The following is a 14,691-nucleotide window of genomic DNA, read 5'->3' on the forward strand; positions in this document are numbered from 1 at the left end:
GCCGCTACTTCGGCGCGAGGCCCAGCCGCAGTGCGCCCGCCGCTTCGGCGGTGGCCTCACGGAACCGCTGACCGACGCCGATGAAGTTGATGTACCCGTGGATCAGATCCGGCTGGCGGCTGAGCGCCACCGGGACCCCGGCCTTCCGCAATTTCTCCGCGTACGCCTCGCCCTCGTCGCGCAGCGGGTCGAATCCGGCCGTCGCGATATACGCGGGCGGCAAACCGGAAACGTCGCCGTGCAACGGGGACAGTTTCGGGTTGTACAAATCGGTGCCCTTCGGCACGTAATGTCCTTCGAACCAGCTCATGTCCGTGTCGGTGAGGAACAGATCCTCCGCGAACAATTCCCGGGACCGGCGGCGCACGGTGAAATCGGTCGCCGGATAGAACAGCAGCTGGAACGCCGGGACACCACCGCCGCGTTTCACCGCCTGTTGCGCGGTCACCGCCGCGAGGTTCCCACCCGCGCTGTCGCCGCCGACGGCGATGCGGGCCGGGTCGGCGCCGAGGTCCCGCGCCTTCGCGTAGGCATACTCGAAAGCCGCGATCGCGTCCTCGGTGGCGCCGGGGAACTGCGTCTCCGGGGCGAGCCGGTACTCCACCGAAAGAACCCGCACGCCGGCCTGCTTCGCCAGGTAGCGGACGGTGTTGTCGTGGGAAACGCGGCTGCCGACCACCCAGCCGCCGCCGTGGAAGAACACCAGCAGCGCGGACGGATCGGGCAGCCCGGCCGGGGTGTAGAGCGTGGCGGGCACGTCGCCGTCACCCGTCGGGATCTGGAGTTCCCTCGTGGCCACCGGTTCGATGGTCTTGCCGCTGACCAGGTGCCTGCTCGCCAGCAGGAGACTGCGCGACTCCTCGACGGTGCCCCGCACCAGTGACGCCTTCGCCAGCTTCTGCAGGCGAAGCAGGAGCTGGGCGTCCAGGGCGAGTTCTTGGCCGTCCAGGCGGAGCGGAGGTCCGGCGATGGCCCTTCTGACCGGCTTCGGGAGCCAGAACGCCAGCTGCGAGAACGCGGCCTCGGCACGGATCTGGAGCGGTATCGCCATACTTCCTCCTGAGGGCTTCCCGTCAGGTTACTTACCAGTAGGTAGACCGTCCAGCGGGACGGTGCGCTTTTGCGGCGAACGGGTGTGACGCAGGCCTCCGTTCCAGATCCTGGTCCTCCACTTAAGTAGAGGGGTTAGCCTCGAAAGCGTGACTTCGACGAACTCGGTTCATGTGCTCGGTATCGGCGGCTCCCTGCGGGAGGGATCGCAGTCCGAGCGCGCGCTGCGCATCGCACTGGACGGTGCGGCCGAAGCCGGAGCCGGAGTCACCACCGAGCTGATCGCCGGACCGGACCTGGTGCTGCCGTTCTACGACACCGCGATGGACGAGCGGCACGAACAGGCGGTGCGGCTGGTCGAGGCGATCCGCCGCGCCGACGGCCTCATCGTCGTCTCACCCGGCTACCACGGCGCGTTGTCCGGCCTGGTCAAGAACGCCTTGGACTACGTCGAAGACCTGCGCGACGACGCCCGCCCGTACCTCGACGGCCGCGCGGTCGGCCTCGCCGCCGTCGCGTTCGGCTGGCAGGCCGCGGTCACCACGTTGGAACAGCTGCGCACGATCACGCACGCGCTGCGCGGCTGGGCCACCCCATTGGGTGGTTCGATCAACACCGCGGAGACCAAGTTCGACGAGGCGGGTGGCGCTTCCGACGAGAAGACCGTCCGCACCCTCCGCCTGATCGGAAGCCAGGTCGCCGAGTTCGCCTTGAGTCGCCCCGGTCACTAGTCGTTTGCTCCGGTCGTCGTCCGGGTAGTTCCCGGACGTGATGCCTGCCATGGGGTGGCAAGGTTTCGCGGTTGCGGGACGTTGGCACCGAAGAGACGCTCAACGGGGCGTGTCTTGAGACCAGGAGGTAGGCGAAGAATGACTGAGGCTCTTTACACCGCTGTGGCCACCGCTCGCGGCGACGGCCGCAACGGTGAGGTCACGTCCTCTGACGGCGTCATCGACGAGTCGTTGGCGATCCCGAAGGAGATGGGCGGACCGGGCGGGGACAAGACCAATCCCGAGCAGCTCTTCGCCGCCGGCTACTCCGCCTGCTTCCACTCCGCGTTGCAGCTCGTCGCACGCCAGGCGAAGGTGAAGCTGAACGGCTCGACCGTCACCGCCGAGGTCAGCGTGCTCAAGCAGGGCGAGGGTTTCGGCCTCGGGGTGGCACTCAACGTTTCGCTGCCCGGCCTGGAGCAGGTGCAGGCCGATCAGCTCGTCGAGCAGGCGCACCAGGTGTGCCCCTACTCGAACGCGACCCGCGGGAACATCGAGGTCGCGCTGTCGGCGACGGTCTGATCCCGCTCGCGACAGGTCCACTCGTACCGGCAATTTCTGAAAGGAAGACCGAAGATGGGCAAGTCTCCGATCCAGAGTCCGCTGAGCGAAGCCGACAAGGAGATCACCGGTAACGCCTTGCAGGCCACGCTGGTCGATCTGGTGGATCTGTCGCTGATCGCGAAGCAGGCCCACTGGAACGTCGTCGGCGCGAACTTCCGCAGCGCGCACCTCCAGCTCGACGAGCTGGTCACCACCGCGCGCCAGTACGTCGACGAGGTCGCCGAACGCGCCAACGCCATCGGCATCTCGCCGAACGGGCAGGCGAAGGCCGTCGTGGAGAGCTCCGGACTGCCGTCCTATCCCGACAACTGGCAGTCCGTCGAGTCCACGGTCGCCGCGATCGTCGACATCCTCGCGACGCTGATCGAGCGCCTGCGCAAGCGCATCGACGAGACCGACAAGAGTGACCTGGTCACCCAGGACCTCCTCATCGAGATCACCCAGGAACTCGAGAAGGCGCACTGGATGTGGCAGGCCCAGCAAGCCTGATCTCTGCCCACTAGCGCGCTATGAAAGGTCCCTTCCTTGCAAATTTTGCAAGGAAGGGACCTTTCCTTGCACGTCCGGGGTAGGTGAGGTGCCGCCGAGGACGGCCAGGGCTACCTTCGGGTCCATGGTGCTGCACAAGGGGAAGCCGACCGATCCGGACCGCAAGGGCGGGGCCAACCCGCTGCACGCCGGCGCGTACCCCGCGCTCGCCGCGAGCATCCGCCTCCCGCACGACAGCCTCGCCGAGGAACCGCTGCCGCCCGACACCGCGCTCCAGCTGGTCCGCGACGAACTCATGCTCGACGGCAACGCCCGGCTCAACCTCGCCACGTTCGTCACCACGTGGATGGAGCCGCAGGCCCGCGAGCTGATGGCCGAATGCGTCGACAAGAACATGATCGACAAGGACGAGTATCCGCAGACCGCGGAACTCGAACGCCGCTGCGTGAACATCCTCGCCGATCTGTGGCACGCGCCCGATCCCCTCGCGATCATGGGCTGCTCCACCACCGGTTCCTCCGAGGCCTGCATGCTCGCCGGCATGGCGTTGAAACGCCGCTGGTCGAAACTGGGGCGCGCCGGGAAACCGAATCTGGTGATGGGCGCGAACGTCCAGGTCTGCTGGGAGAAGTTCTGCGAATACTGGGAGGTCGAGCCGCGGCTGGTGCCGATGGACGGCGACCGCTTCCACCTCACCGCGGACGAGGCGATCGCCCGCTGCGACGAGAACACGATCGGCGTCGTCGCGATCCTCGGGTCCACTTTCGACGGCAGTTATGAACCGGTCGCCGAGATCGTCGCGGCGCTCGACGGGCTTCAGGAACGGTCCGGCTGGGACATTCCCGTGCACGTCGACGGTGCCTCGGGGGCGATGATCGCGCCGTTCCTCGATCCGGAGCTGGTCTGGGACTTCCGGCTGCCGAGGGTGGCGTCGATCAACACCTCGGGGCACAAGTACGGGCTGGTCTACCCGGGTGTCGGCTGGGTCGTGTGGCGCGACAAGGAGGCGTTGCCGCAGGAGCTGGTGTTCAACGTCAACTATCTCGGTGGCGACATGCCGACATTCGCGCTGAACTTTTCGCGCCCCGGCGCGGAGGTGGCCGCGCAGTACTACACGTTCGTCCGGCTCGGGCGAGAAGGTTTCCGTGCCGTGCAACAGGCTTCGCGGGATGTGGCGACCCAGCTGGCGGACGGCATCGCCGAACTGGGGCCGTTCGAACTGCTGACGCGCGGTGATCAGCTGCCCGTGTTCGCCTTCACGACGAAGGCCGATGTCGACAGCTTCGACGTCTTCGACGTGTCAAGGCGGCTTCGCGAGCGTGGCTGGCTGGTTCCGGCGTACACCTTCCCGGCACACCGGACCGATCTCGCGGTGCTGAGGATCGTGGTGCGCAACGGTTTCACGCACGACCTCGCCGATCTGCTGCTCGCCGACCTCCGGCGGCTGCTGCCCGAGCTCGATCATCGCCCGCGACGGCGTACCGCGTTCCATCACTGAGCCGGGTGCCCTGCGTCACGCCGGATTTCCTCCGGCACTACCGGCGCGTAACGTCGGGGGGTATGGGAGTCGCCGGAGACGAACGTCGTGCGTTGAGCGAGCTTTTCGAAGAGGTCGGCCCGGACGCGCCGACCCTGTGCGCGGGCTGGAAGACACGGGATCTCGCGGCGCATCTGCTGGTGCGTGAGCGGCGGCCGGACGCGGCGCCGGGGATCCTGGTGCCCGCGCTCGCCTCCTACACGCAGCGGGTGCAGGACTCCTATGCCGCGCGACCCTGGTCCGAGGTCGTCGGCAAGGTGCGGTCCGGCCCGGCCCGGTTCTGGCCGACCACGATCGGCCCCCTCGACGAGCTGGTGAACGGGCCGGAGTTCCTGGTGCACCACGAGGACGTCCGCCGAGGACAGCCCGGCTGGGAGCCGCGTCCGGCGGAGCCCGCGCGGGACGCGGCGGCGTGGAAGTCGGCGAAGCAGGCGGCCAAGCTGAACCTGCGGAAATCACCGGTCGGCGTGATCCTGAAGACCCCCGAAGGCCGCGAGGCGCGGGTGAAGGACGGCCCGGACACGGTGACCGTGATCGGCGCGCCGATCGAGTTGCTGCTGTTCGTCTTCGGTCGCGACGCCGTCCGGCTCACCTTCGAAGGTGACGCCTACGCGGTGGACAGGCTTCGGAAGCACGACCGCGGCCTCTAGAGTTCGGCCATGCCGATGATCAGCGTTTCGATGTTCCCCGGCCGCACGGCCGAGCAGAAGCAGGCCCTCGTCCGCGAGGTGACGGACGCCTTCGTCCGCACCTGCGGCGGCAACGCCGAAGGCGTCTGGGTCACGATCAACGAGATCCCCGCCGAACACTGGGCCGCGGGCGGGACTCTCTTCTCCGAGCGCTGACCCCGCCTCCCGCTGAGATGAAGGGGCCTTTCATCGCGAAATTCGCCATGAAAGGCCCCTGCGTCTCACGTCAGCGGAGCCCGACGGCCCGCAGCGCGAAGAACACCTCGATCGCCGTCTGCTTGATCGTCTCCGCGATCACCAGCGAACCGTGTCCCGCGTCGAACCGGTAGAACTCGAACGGGATCTCCCGCTTCGCGAGCCTGTCGAGATAGTTCTCGACCTGCCGGATCGGGCATCGCGGGTCGTTGTCCCCGGCGAGCACCAGCACCGGCGCCGCCACGGCCTCGACGTAGGTGATCGGCGAGCATTCCTGGTACACCGCCGGCACCGTGTCCGGCGATCCGCCGAACAGCGCCCGGTCGAACGAGCGGAGCTGCTCCATCTCGTCCTCGTACGCGGCGACGTAGTCCGCGACCGGAACTCCCGCGATTCCCGCCGCCCATCGGGCGGGCTGGGTGCCCAGCGCCAGCAGGGACAGGTAGCCGCCCCACGAAGCGCCGTTCACCACGCACTTCCCCGGATCGGAAAGTCCACTTTGGACCGCCCAATCGTGCACGGCGGCGACGTCCTCGAGTTCGGTCAGGCCTGGGCGGCCTTCGATGGCGTCGCGCCAGGCCGAGCCGTAACCGGTCGAGCCGCGGTAGTTGACTTCGACGACGGCGAAGCCGGCGTCCAGCCAGACGGCGCGATAGGCGGAGAACCGGTCCTCGTCGGCGGCATGCGGCCCGCCGTGCAAGGAGAAGACCGTCGGCAGCGGGCCTTCGGGCGCGTCGATCGGACGCGACACCAGCGCGTGGATCTGCCCGCCGATCCCGTCGACGAACGCGTCGGTGACCGGGGCGGATTCCGGAGCCCGCTCACCCGGCGGTTCGAGGAGCACCGAGTCGGCGCCGTCCGCGGTCCGCGCGCGTACCGCCGTCGGCTGCGCGGCACTGGACCACGAGTACTCGACGGTCCCGTCCGGCCGTACCCCCGCGCCACCGATCCGGCCCGGCGGAGTGTCCAAAGAGGACAATTCGCCGCTCTCGAGATCGTACCGGTGAAGGGAACTGCGGCCTTGATGGAAGTGGGCGACCAGGAGTGCCCGCGCGTCCGGGTACCAGCCGGCGACCACTTCGCCCGGCAGGTCGAGTTCGATCTCCCGCTCGGTGTCCGCGGCGGTGTCCCAGATCAGCAGCTCCTCGCGGCCGCGCCGCTCGTGCAGCACCAGCAGCCGCTGGTCACCGGCGACCGGCGAGAACTCCAGCGCGCCGAGACCCTTGCCGTCGCCGTCCCACTTGTCGGCGACCGTGGTGAAGCCGTCGGTCGACAGGACGCGCAGCGCGGGGTGTCGTGAATCACCGTGCTCGGAATGGGAGATCGCGAGGAGGGACTCGTCACGGGACAGCGACGCGATCCCGGCGTCGTCGTCATGGCGGTAGAAGCGGGTGGTTTCGCCGTCGATGTGGGCGAAGAGCTCGCTGCCGTCGTCGGTCGAAACACCGACGGCGACCACGCGGGTGCCGATCTCGAGCCCGGCGGGGTAGCCGTCGTGGACGTCCGGCACCGCGCGTTCGGCGGCGGCACCCGGGGTGAACGGTTCGCGGACCCAGGAACCGAATTCGTCGCCGTCGGTGTCGTTGAACCACCAGATCCAGCGGCCGTCGGGGGAGGGCGTCGCGTGCATGGTGCCGTTCGGCCGGTCGGTGACGCGGCGGTGTTCGCCTGTCGAGCGGTCCCAGGAGTAGACCTCCCAGACACCGCTGGCGTTGGAGACGTAGATGTTCGCGTCCGGTGCGTCGATGGCCCATTCGGGAACCGAGATGCGCGGTGCGTGGAAGCGGGCCCGCCACCTGGCCTCGGCTTCGGCGTCGTCGAACAGGCGGTCCGGGACCGCCGCGGACGGATATTTGTTGCCTGGCTGCGTGCTCACCCCTCGATCCTGCCACTCCGGAGCCGTACTGTGTGCGGGGTGCTGGAGGGAAACGCGCCGGGCGCCGCGCGCGATGCGGTGTCCGCGCGGTCTGCGCGCCAAGCGGTCGAACGGGCCGTGTTCGCGCAACCGCTGTTCGGGCCGGGGATGGGGCTCGTCGACGTCGGCTGCGGCCCGGGTTCGATCACCCTCGGTATCGATGGCGGACACAGAAAGTCCACAGTGGACTTTCTGGTCGCGGACGTGCGCGCGTTGCCGTTCGCCGAAGCTTCGGTGGATGTGCTCTTCGCGCACGCCGTCTTCGAGCAGCTGAAGGAACCCGGCGCCGCGCTCGCGGAGATCCGCCGGGTGCTCAAACCCGGCGGAACGCTCGCACTGTCCACATCGGACTGGAGCCGGGCGCGTCTGCGGCCGAAGACGGCGAATGTCGACGCGGCGCTGCGTGGGCACTATCTGCTGTGTCGTCGTGCGGGTGGTGACCCGTTCGCGGGGCGCTCGATCTCCGCCGCGGTCACGGCCGCCGGTTTTCATGACGTGCGAATGAAAACCCGCTACCGCACGGACGCGACCTACCGGTCGCTGGCGACCTACGTCGAGGCGCGGCTGGTGACGGCGCTGGAAACCGCGACGACCCCCGACCGCGACCAGCTCGCCTCCGCCGCCCGCTCGGCCTGGTCCTGGGCCCGCTCCGGCGACGGCGACTTCGCCCAATGCTGGACCGAACTCCTAGCCACCCGCTGACCAAGGGTTGTCGTGAGCGGTAATGACGGTTAGAACGACCCCTCTCTCAGGTACCTACTCGTGGCCTGCGGGCTTGCTCGCGCCGCTGTTGTGACTGGTGGTGCCGCTGGGGTTTGTGATGGGGTTTCGGGTCCGTGAGGGACTCCTTGAGGGACTCTGGGTCCCTCAAGGAGTCCCTCAAGGACCAGCGCTACCCAGCTCACCCGCCGTAGGTAACCAAAACACCGTTGGCCAGAACGACCCAAATCACTCACGACAACCCAGCACTCACGGAAGCCCCCTGCAATCCGTGACCCACTCACCTCGGGGGGTCCGGGGGGCGAAGCCCTCCCGGGCGGGGCTTGGGGGTTGCACCCCCAAAAAACACCGTAGGGCCCGCGTGGTTGGCGCTTTTCAGCCAACACGCGAGCCCTACGGGACCTACGTCGGGGTGGCGGGATTCGAACCCACGACCTCCTCGACCCGAACGAGGCACGCTACCAAGCTGCGCCACACCCCGGATACTTCTTAGCGGGTCGAGGAGAAGTTTAGCGGACGGTGTTTCGGGCTTTGCGGGGGGCTGCTTTCCGGTGGTTCGCGCTGGTCGTGCCGCGTGGGACGAGGGTCAGCAGGCTCGCCTCGGGTGGGCAGGCGAAGCGGGCTGGGGCGTACGGCGAGGTGCCCAAACCGGCGGAGACGTGGAGCCACATCTGGGCGCCCCAGCGGGAGGCGCCGCGGGCGCGGCTGCGGTCGAGTTCGCAGTTGGTGACGAGCGCGCCGTAGCCGGGGATCCGGAGCTGTCCGCCGTGGGTGTGCCCGGCGAGGACGAGGTCGTAGCCGTCGCCCGCGAACTCGTCGAGGACGCGGGGTTCCGGGGAGTGTGTGACGCCGATGCGGACGGCGGCGGCGGTGTCCACCGGGCCCGCGATGTCGGCGTAGCGGTCGCGGCGGAGGTGCGCGTCGTCGACGCCGGCGGTGAACACGTACTGGTCGGCGACCTCGATGGTGCGGCGCACGTGGGTGAGGTCGCTCCAGCCGTGCTCGATGAACGCTGCCCGGAGGTCGCGCCAGGGCAGGTGCTCGCCGTGGATCCGCTTCTTCTTGCCCTTCGGCATGAGGTAGCGCGCGGGGTTCTTCGGCTTCGGCGCGTAGTAGTCGTTGCTGCCGAAGATGAACACGCCGGGCCTGTTCAGCAGGGGGCCGAGTGCGCGCAGGACGGACGGGACCGCGTGCTGATGTGACAAATTGTCACCGGTGTTGACGACGAGATCCGGTTCGAGTTCGTCGAGCGCGGCTACCCAGCGTTGCTTGCTCACGTGGCCGGGAAGCATGTGCAGGTCCGAGATGTGGAGGATCGTGAAGGGCTTGGCCCCTGCCGCGAGGACCGGGAGCTCCGCCGTGCGAAGCGTCCACCGGCGCCTTTCGATGCCGACCGCGTAACCGAGGGTCGCGGCTCCCAGGGCGACGGTTCCCACGGCCAAGCGCCGTACCGTCGCCCTCGAAGTGTTGTTGTTACTGAGCGTGCTCACAATGTCCAGTTTACGTGCTCGACTGTGGTGATCGTTCGCCCCCATTCCGGCGATGCGGGAAAATCGCTGGAATGGCCTCTTTTCTTCACTTTGCGTGGTCGGCGCGGGGTGTGGTGATCAATCGACATGATTCCGTCGACCACTGTTCCCCGTTAGGCCGCCGGGTACTCACTTAAAGTTAGAATTGTGTGACTCTTCGTGATTCGCGCTGGTGAATGCGGCCTCCGACGTCAGCGTCCGCCGCCCATGTACTTCGGGTCCGGCTGCGGCAACGGCGGTGCTTCCTGGCCTTCGAGGATCTTCGACATCGCCCCGAACCAGGTCTGCGCCGGCGTCTTCCCGCCGAACATGTTTTCGCAGCCGCGGGTGGTGACGTTACCGGGGCCGAGGTAGCAGAGACCACCGCTGCCACCCTTCGGGCGGAACACCATCGCCGCGCCCGCGAGCTGCGGCGTGGCGCCGAGGTAGGTGCCCGAACCGTTGTTCTGCGTGGTGCCGGTCTTGCCCATCACCGGCCGGGTCCACCTGACGCCGTTCGCGGCGCCGAACGACGTGCCGCCGGGCTGGCTGTCCCGGCTCAGGCCGACCGCGAGGGTGTTGGCGAGACCTTCGGGCACCACCTGTTCGCAAGCGGCTTCCTTGACCGGCACGGGCTTTCCGTCCCGGTCGGTGACGCCGGTCAGCGGGGTCGGCGGGCACCAGACGCCGCCGCTCATGATCGTGGCGCCGACGTTCGCCAGTTCCAGTCCGCTCAGCGGGGCGGGGCCGAGGGTGAACGAGGCGTTTCCGGGCCAGCCGGGCCTGGGGCCGAAGGCCTGCAGCTGGCTGGCGTTGACGCCGGGGTTGTCGGACTTCGGGTCGACGGCGCCGCCGCCGAGGTTGCTGGCCATGGTGTCGCGCATGCCGAGCTTGCGCGCCATCTCCACGATCGGCCCGGTGCTCCCGACCTTTTCCTCGAGGGCCACGAACGCGGTGTTCGGCGAGGTCGCGAGTGCCTGCTGCATCGACATGGCCCCGCCGGCCGGGTTGTAGTCACCCGCGTTGCCGAGGCAGTACCAGCGAGAGCGCATCGGCGGTCCGGTCGGCGCGCATTTGTTGCCACCACCGGCGAACACGCTGGAGGTGTAGAAGTCGGGCACCGGAAGCGGACTGTTGATCCCGGCCACGCCGGCTTCCAAAGCCGCGGCGGCGGTGAAGACCTTGTACGCCGAGCCCGCACCACCGGTGTTGTAGACGCCGGAAGGCAGCGCGAAGGTCGTCTGTCCTTGGTCTTCGTGCAGGCCGTAGTCACGGTTCGCCGCGAGCGCCACCACTTCGTGCCGGTTCTTGCCCGGCTTCACCAGTGAAAGCGTGTTCGCGACGTTGTCCTGCGTTTTCTTGACCTGGGCTTCGGCCGACATCTTGGCTTCGTGGTTCGCCCGTTCGTCCAAAGTGGTCTTGATCTGGTAGCCGCCGGTGTAGAGGTCGTCCTTCGTCATCCCGGACTTGAGGAGATAGTCCTCGACGTACTGGCAGAAGAAACCGTTCTCCGTACCGGCGCCGGTGCAGTTCGACGCGGGTTTCTGCGGGCCGCCTTCGACGACGCCGAGCGGTTCGGCCTTGAAGCGTTCCGCGTCCGCCTTCGCGAGTTTCTGGTTGTCGACCATGCGGTCCAGCACCAGGTTGCGGCGCTCGGTCGCCTTCGCCGGGTTCTTCCACGGGTCGTTGACGATCGGGTTGTTCACCAGACCGGCCAGCAACGCCGCCTGCGGCACCGTGAGCTTCTCGACGGGCGTGTTGAAGTACGCGCTCGCGGCCGCGCCGACGCCGTAGATCTCGCGCGAGAACTCGACGACGTTCAGGTAGCCGGTCAGGATCTGCATCTTGTTCAGCTTGGTTTCCAGCTGGATCGCGATGCGTGCTTCCTTCAGCTTCCGGGCGACCGACTGCTCCTGTGCGCGCTTCTGGCCCGGCTTGTCGTCGCGGTAGACGACGTTGATCAGATAGTTCTTGACGTACTGCTGGGTCAGCGTCGACGCGCCCTGCGTGTCACCGCCGGTGGTGTTGCTGACCGCGGCGCGCAGCGTGCCCTTCCAGTCCACCCCGTTGTGCTCGTAGAAGCGCTTGTCCTCGACCGAGATCAGCGCCCACTTCATGGCGTCGTTGATCTGGGTCTCGTTCGTCGGGATGCGGTACTGCTTGTACAGCGTCGCGATCTGCTTGCCGGTGTTGTCCGTGATGGTGGTCACCAGCGGCGGCGGAATGTCCGCGAGGTCCGAAGATGTCTTGTCGACGGTCTCGCTCGCCTGGTTGGAGAGAACACCCGCGGCGCCGGCCACCGGGAACAACATCCCCGCGACCAGCACCCCCGCGAGCACACACAGGCCAATGAGCTTCAGCAGACCGTCTGTTTTGCGCACGCGGACCAGGGTACGCGGATCCCGTTAGCCCACCGTGACGTCACCTCGCTGTGCGTGCGAATCCGGTTACAAAACCGACCCCATGAGGTGACGTCTGGTAATTGGAGGCATTCTAGGGCTTGGCGGAGGGAACCGAGGGCCCTTACAGTCCGTCAACGTCTCACGTATGAAAAAGCCGACAGACGGGTGAGTGCGAGCGGCAGTCGCATTCGTCCGAACGGAGGCACCGGCGCCGGGGAGGTGCCGGGTTCAACCGACGTGAGCACAAGGGAGACACGCTCATGGGGGCAGGAGCGCAGGCTTTTCGTCCCCCCGTGGTGTGTCGAACACCAGGGTAGGGAGCTGGGGGTATGGAAACCAACCAGTCGAGCTGGCGAATCAATGCGTCGTGCCGCGACACCGATCCGGACGGTTTGTTCGTCCGGGGGGCGGAACAGAACCGGGCCAAGGCGGTCTGCCTCGGTTGCCCGGTCAGGACGGAATGTCTCGCCGAAGCGCTCGACGGCCGGATCAACTTCGGCATCTGGGGAGGTATGACCGAACGGGAACGGCGGGCGCTGCTGCGGCGGCGGCCGGACGTGACCAGCTGGGCGGATCTGCTGGAAGAAGCGAAACGCAGGTTCGCCGGCATCGACGAAGAGGAAGACGTACGCGTCCGAGTCTCGTGATCATGATTCCGTGAGGGGCCCCTTCCCCGAGTCCAAGGTGGGGAAGAGGTCCTTCACGGAGTCTCAGGACTGAGTCGCGAGGCGGGTGCCGATGTCGCGCAGGCCGTCGAGATCGTGCACGTCACTGGGGAGCGCGGGCACCCGCACCAGCGGGACCTCGGGATGCGCCCGCGTGAACCTGGCGAGCAGCCGTGTCTCTCGATCGGCCAGCGCGACCCGGTCCGCGTGCAGGCGGAGGACGGCTTCGGCCAGCGGCGCGCTGTTCTCGCCTTTCGCCAGCTGCTCGGCGGCCGCGACGGCCTCCGGGCCGGACAGCGGGGCGAGTACCGGATGCGTCCGGTTCGCGACCAGCCCGGCCAGCGGCATGCTCTCTTCCGAAAGCCGCTCCACGAAGTAGGACGCCTCGCGCAGCGCGTCCGGCTCCGGCGCGGCCACCACGAGGAACGACGTCCCGCCGGACCGCAGCAGGTCGGAGGTCTTGCGGGCGCGTTCGCGGAAGCCGCCGAACATGCTGTCGAAGGCCTGCATGAACGCCGAAGCGTCGGTCAGCAGCTGGCCGCCGATGATCGTCGAGACGGCCTTCGCGAACATCGAGAATCCGGCGTTTACGACCTTGCGCAGTCCCCAGCCGCCCGCCTTCGCGGGACCGGTGAGCAGCCGGATCATCCGGCCGTCGAGCGCGGTCGAAAGCCGGGTCGGCGCGTCGAGGAAGTCCAGCGCGGACCGGCTCGGCGGGGTGTCGACGATGATCAGGTCCCACTCGTCGGTGGCCGCGAGCTGACCCAGTTTCTCCATCGCCATGTACTCCTGCGTTCCGGAGAACGACGTGGAAATGGTCTGGTAGAAGGGGTTCTGCAACAGCTGCTCGGCACGTTCCGGGCCGGCGTGCACGCGCACCATGTCGTCGAAGGTGCGGCGCATGTCGAGCATCATCGCCCAGAGTTCGCCCTTGGGTTCGAAGCCCTCGACCTGCACCTGCTTCGGGTGATTGCCCAGTTCGCGCAGGCCGAGCGCCTGTGCCAGCCGCCGTGCCGGGTCGATGGTGAGCACCACCGTCTGCCGTCCGCGTTCGGCCGCGCGCAACGCCAGCGCCGCCGCGGTGGTCGTCTTGCCGACCCCGCCGGAACCACAGCAGACGATGACCCGGCTTTCGGGATCGTCGATCAGCTTGTCGATCTCCAGGACGTCCGACATCAGCGCACCCCCTGCTCGGTCAGTGCTTCGGCGAGTTCGTAAAGCGCCGCGACGTCGACCCCGTCGGTGAGGTCCGGCAGTTCCAGGCCCGGCAGATCGGCTTCGGCCAGTTGCTCGCGGGCGCGCTGTTCGGCCGCGACCCGGACGGCGTGCTCGACGGTCTCCTCGACGAGCGCGTCGAGAGTGCTGTCGGGCAGGTTCAACCCGGCCGACGCGAGGCCGGAGCGGACACGGGAGGCGTCGACACGGCCGTCCGCGGCCGCCGTCACCGAGCGCGCGGGCAGCCGCGGCGGGCGGACCCGGTTGACCAGCACCGCGCCGGGGCGCAGATCGGCGCCGTCGAGTTCGGCGACGGCCTCGACGGTTTCCCGCACCGGCATCTCTTCGAGCAGGGTCACCAGGTGCACGGCGGTCTCGCCGGAGTGCAGCAGCCGGACGACGCCGTCGGCCTGGCCGCGGATCGGGCCGGTCTTCGCGAGGTCGGTCAGTGCCTTGGTGACATCGAGGAACTTCACGACCCGGCCGGTGGGCGGCGAGTCCACGACGACGGCGTCATAGGTGTGGCGGCCGTCGGATTCGGTCCGGCCGACGCATTCCTTGATCTTCCCGGTGAGCAGGACGTCGCGCAGACCCGGCGCGAGCGTGGTCGCGAACTCGATCGCGCCCATCCGCCGCAGCGTCCGGCCGGCGAAGCCGAGGTTGTAGAACATCTCGAAGTATTCGAGCAGCGCGGCTTCGACGTCGATGTGCAGCGCGCGCAGCTCCCCGCCGCCGGGGACGGCCGCGATGCGCTGCTCGGCGTAGGGCAGCGGTTCGGTGTCGAAGAGCTGGGCGATGCCCTGGCGTCCTTCGACCTCGATCAGCAGCACGCGGCGCCCGCCTTTGGCGAGCGCGAGGCCGAGCGAGGCGGCGAGCGTGGTCTTGCCCGTCCCACCCTTGCCACTGACGAAATGCAGCCTGGCTCTCGCGAGTTCGTCGGTCCAGCCGGCAAGGGGAGTGCTCACCGGTCCC

Annotated in this window: 14 protein-coding genes and 1 tRNA gene; 8 read left to right on the forward strand and 7 right to left on the reverse strand. The window is 68.2% G+C overall.

What is annotated here, in order from left to right:
- Positions 1–4: 4 nt before the first annotated feature.
- Positions 5–1,051, reverse strand: a complete 1,047-nt coding sequence (locus tag ACZ7KI_RS08675) for an alpha/beta hydrolase (RefSeq protein ID WP_470272557.1) — start codon at positions 1,049–1,051, stop codon at positions 5–7.
- Between the two features lie 148 nt (positions 1,052–1,199).
- Here ACZ7KI_RS08675 and ACZ7KI_RS08680 point away from each other — a divergent pair, with 148 nt between their 5' ends.
- From ACZ7KI_RS08680 to ACZ7KI_RS08705, 6 genes are all read left to right on the forward strand, one after another.
- Positions 1,200–1,781 carry an NADPH-dependent FMN reductase gene (locus ACZ7KI_RS08680; protein ID WP_470272558.1) on the forward strand — a complete coding sequence of 194 codons (582 nt, stop codon included), beginning with the start codon at positions 1,200–1,202 and terminating at the stop codon, positions 1,779–1,781.
- 138 nt (positions 1,782–1,919) lie between these two features.
- Entirely contained in the window at positions 1,920–2,342 is a 423-nt protein-coding gene (locus ACZ7KI_RS08685) for an organic hydroperoxide resistance protein (protein WP_470272559.1), read from the forward strand.
- A 54-nt stretch (positions 2,343–2,396) separates the two neighbouring features.
- Positions 2,397–2,873, forward strand: a complete 477-nt coding sequence (dps, locus tag ACZ7KI_RS08690; protein ID WP_470272560.1) for a DNA starvation/stationary phase protection protein Dps — start codon at positions 2,397–2,399, stop codon at positions 2,871–2,873.
- Between the two features lie 124 nt (positions 2,874–2,997).
- Positions 2,998–4,371 carry a glutamate decarboxylase gene (locus ACZ7KI_RS08695; protein ID WP_470272561.1) on the forward strand — a complete coding sequence of 458 codons (1,374 nt, stop codon included), beginning with the start codon at positions 2,998–3,000 and terminating at the stop codon, positions 4,369–4,371.
- Positions 4,372–4,433: 62 nt separating this feature from the next.
- Positions 4,434–5,060, forward strand: a complete 627-nt coding sequence (locus ACZ7KI_RS08700; protein ID WP_470272562.1) for a TIGR03085 family metal-binding protein — start codon at positions 4,434–4,436, stop codon at positions 5,058–5,060.
- A gap of 9 nt (positions 5,061–5,069) precedes the next feature.
- Positions 5,070–5,255 carry a 2-hydroxymuconate tautomerase gene (locus ACZ7KI_RS08705; RefSeq protein WP_181775136.1) on the forward strand — a complete coding sequence of 62 codons (186 nt, stop codon included), beginning with the start codon at positions 5,070–5,072 and terminating at the stop codon, positions 5,253–5,255.
- A 70-nt stretch (positions 5,256–5,325) separates the two neighbouring features.
- Here ACZ7KI_RS08705 and ACZ7KI_RS08710 read toward each other — a convergent pair whose 3' ends face one another.
- Positions 5,326–7,170, reverse strand: a complete 1,845-nt coding sequence (locus tag ACZ7KI_RS08710) for a S9 family peptidase (protein ID WP_470272563.1) — start codon at positions 7,168–7,170, stop codon at positions 5,326–5,328.
- Positions 7,171–7,209: 39 nt separating this feature from the next.
- On the opposite strand from ACZ7KI_RS08710, the gene ACZ7KI_RS08715 reads away from it, so the two are divergent.
- The gene (locus ACZ7KI_RS08715; protein ID WP_470272564.1) at positions 7,210–7,911 is read left to right on the forward strand and encodes a class I SAM-dependent methyltransferase; all 702 of its coding nucleotides are present in this window, start codon (positions 7,210–7,212) and stop codon (positions 7,909–7,911) included.
- A 425-nt stretch (positions 7,912–8,336) separates the two neighbouring features.
- Here ACZ7KI_RS08715 and ACZ7KI_RS08720 read toward each other — a convergent pair.
- The 3 genes from ACZ7KI_RS08720 to ACZ7KI_RS08730 form a co-directional block, all read right to left on the reverse strand.
- Positions 8,337–8,410 (reverse strand) — tRNA-Pro (locus tag ACZ7KI_RS08720).
- A 28-nt stretch (positions 8,411–8,438) separates the two neighbouring features.
- A complete protein-coding gene (locus ACZ7KI_RS08725; protein ID WP_470272666.1) occupies positions 8,439–9,365 on the reverse strand; it encodes a metallophosphoesterase in 927 nt (308 codons plus the stop codon).
- A gap of 284 nt (positions 9,366–9,649) precedes the next feature.
- Entirely contained in the window at positions 9,650–11,818 is a 2,169-nt protein-coding gene (locus tag ACZ7KI_RS08730) for a transglycosylase domain-containing protein (protein ID WP_470272565.1), read from the reverse strand.
- A gap of 350 nt (positions 11,819–12,168) precedes the next feature.
- Here ACZ7KI_RS08730 and ACZ7KI_RS08735 point away from each other — a divergent pair, with 350 nt between their 5' ends.
- The gene (locus tag ACZ7KI_RS08735) at positions 12,169–12,486 is read left to right on the forward strand and encodes a WhiB family transcriptional regulator (RefSeq protein ID WP_470272566.1); all 318 of its coding nucleotides are present in this window, start codon (positions 12,169–12,171) and stop codon (positions 12,484–12,486) included.
- Between the two features lie 63 nt (positions 12,487–12,549).
- Here ACZ7KI_RS08735 and bagB read toward each other — a convergent pair whose 3' ends face one another.
- Positions 12,550–13,680, reverse strand: coding sequence for an ATPase BagB (gene bagB / locus ACZ7KI_RS08740; protein WP_465506203.1), 1,131 nt, complete (start codon positions 13,678–13,680; stop codon positions 12,550–12,552).
- Entirely contained in the window at positions 13,680–14,684 is a 1,005-nt protein-coding gene (gene bagA / locus ACZ7KI_RS08745) for an ATPase BagA (protein ID WP_470272567.1), read from the reverse strand. The genes bagB and bagA overlap by 1 nt, the downstream gene beginning before the upstream one ends.
- Positions 14,685–14,691 lie beyond the last annotated feature (7 nt).

Source organism: Amycolatopsis sp. NPDC039088, assembly GCF_055598845.1.

What these genes read in the sequence shown, in the direction of transcription:
- ACZ7KI_RS08675 (WP_470272557.1), bottom strand. Translation starts at nt 1,051, where the DNA reads ATGGCGATACCGCTCCAGATCCGTGCCGAGGCCGCGTTCTCGCAGCTG.
- ACZ7KI_RS08685 (WP_470272559.1), top strand. Translation starts at nt 1,920, where the DNA reads ATGACTGAGGCTCTTTACACCGCTGTGGCCACCGCTCGCGGCGACGGC.
- dps (WP_470272560.1), top strand. Translation starts at nt 2,397, where the DNA reads ATGGGCAAGTCTCCGATCCAGAGTCCGCTGAGCGAAGCCGACAAGGAG.
- ACZ7KI_RS08695 (WP_470272561.1), top strand. Translation starts at nt 2,998, where the DNA reads ATGGTGCTGCACAAGGGGAAGCCGACCGATCCGGACCGCAAGGGCGGG.
- ACZ7KI_RS08700 (WP_470272562.1), top strand. Translation starts at nt 4,434, where the DNA reads ATGGGAGTCGCCGGAGACGAACGTCGTGCGTTGAGCGAGCTTTTCGAA.
- ACZ7KI_RS08705 (WP_181775136.1), top strand. Translation starts at nt 5,070, where the DNA reads ATGCCGATGATCAGCGTTTCGATGTTCCCCGGCCGCACGGCCGAGCAG.
- ACZ7KI_RS08735 (WP_470272566.1), top strand. Translation starts at nt 12,169, where the DNA reads ATGGAAACCAACCAGTCGAGCTGGCGAATCAATGCGTCGTGCCGCGAC.
- bagB (WP_465506203.1), bottom strand. Translation starts at nt 13,680, where the DNA reads ATGTCGGACGTCCTGGAGATCGACAAGCTGATCGACGATCCCGAAAGC.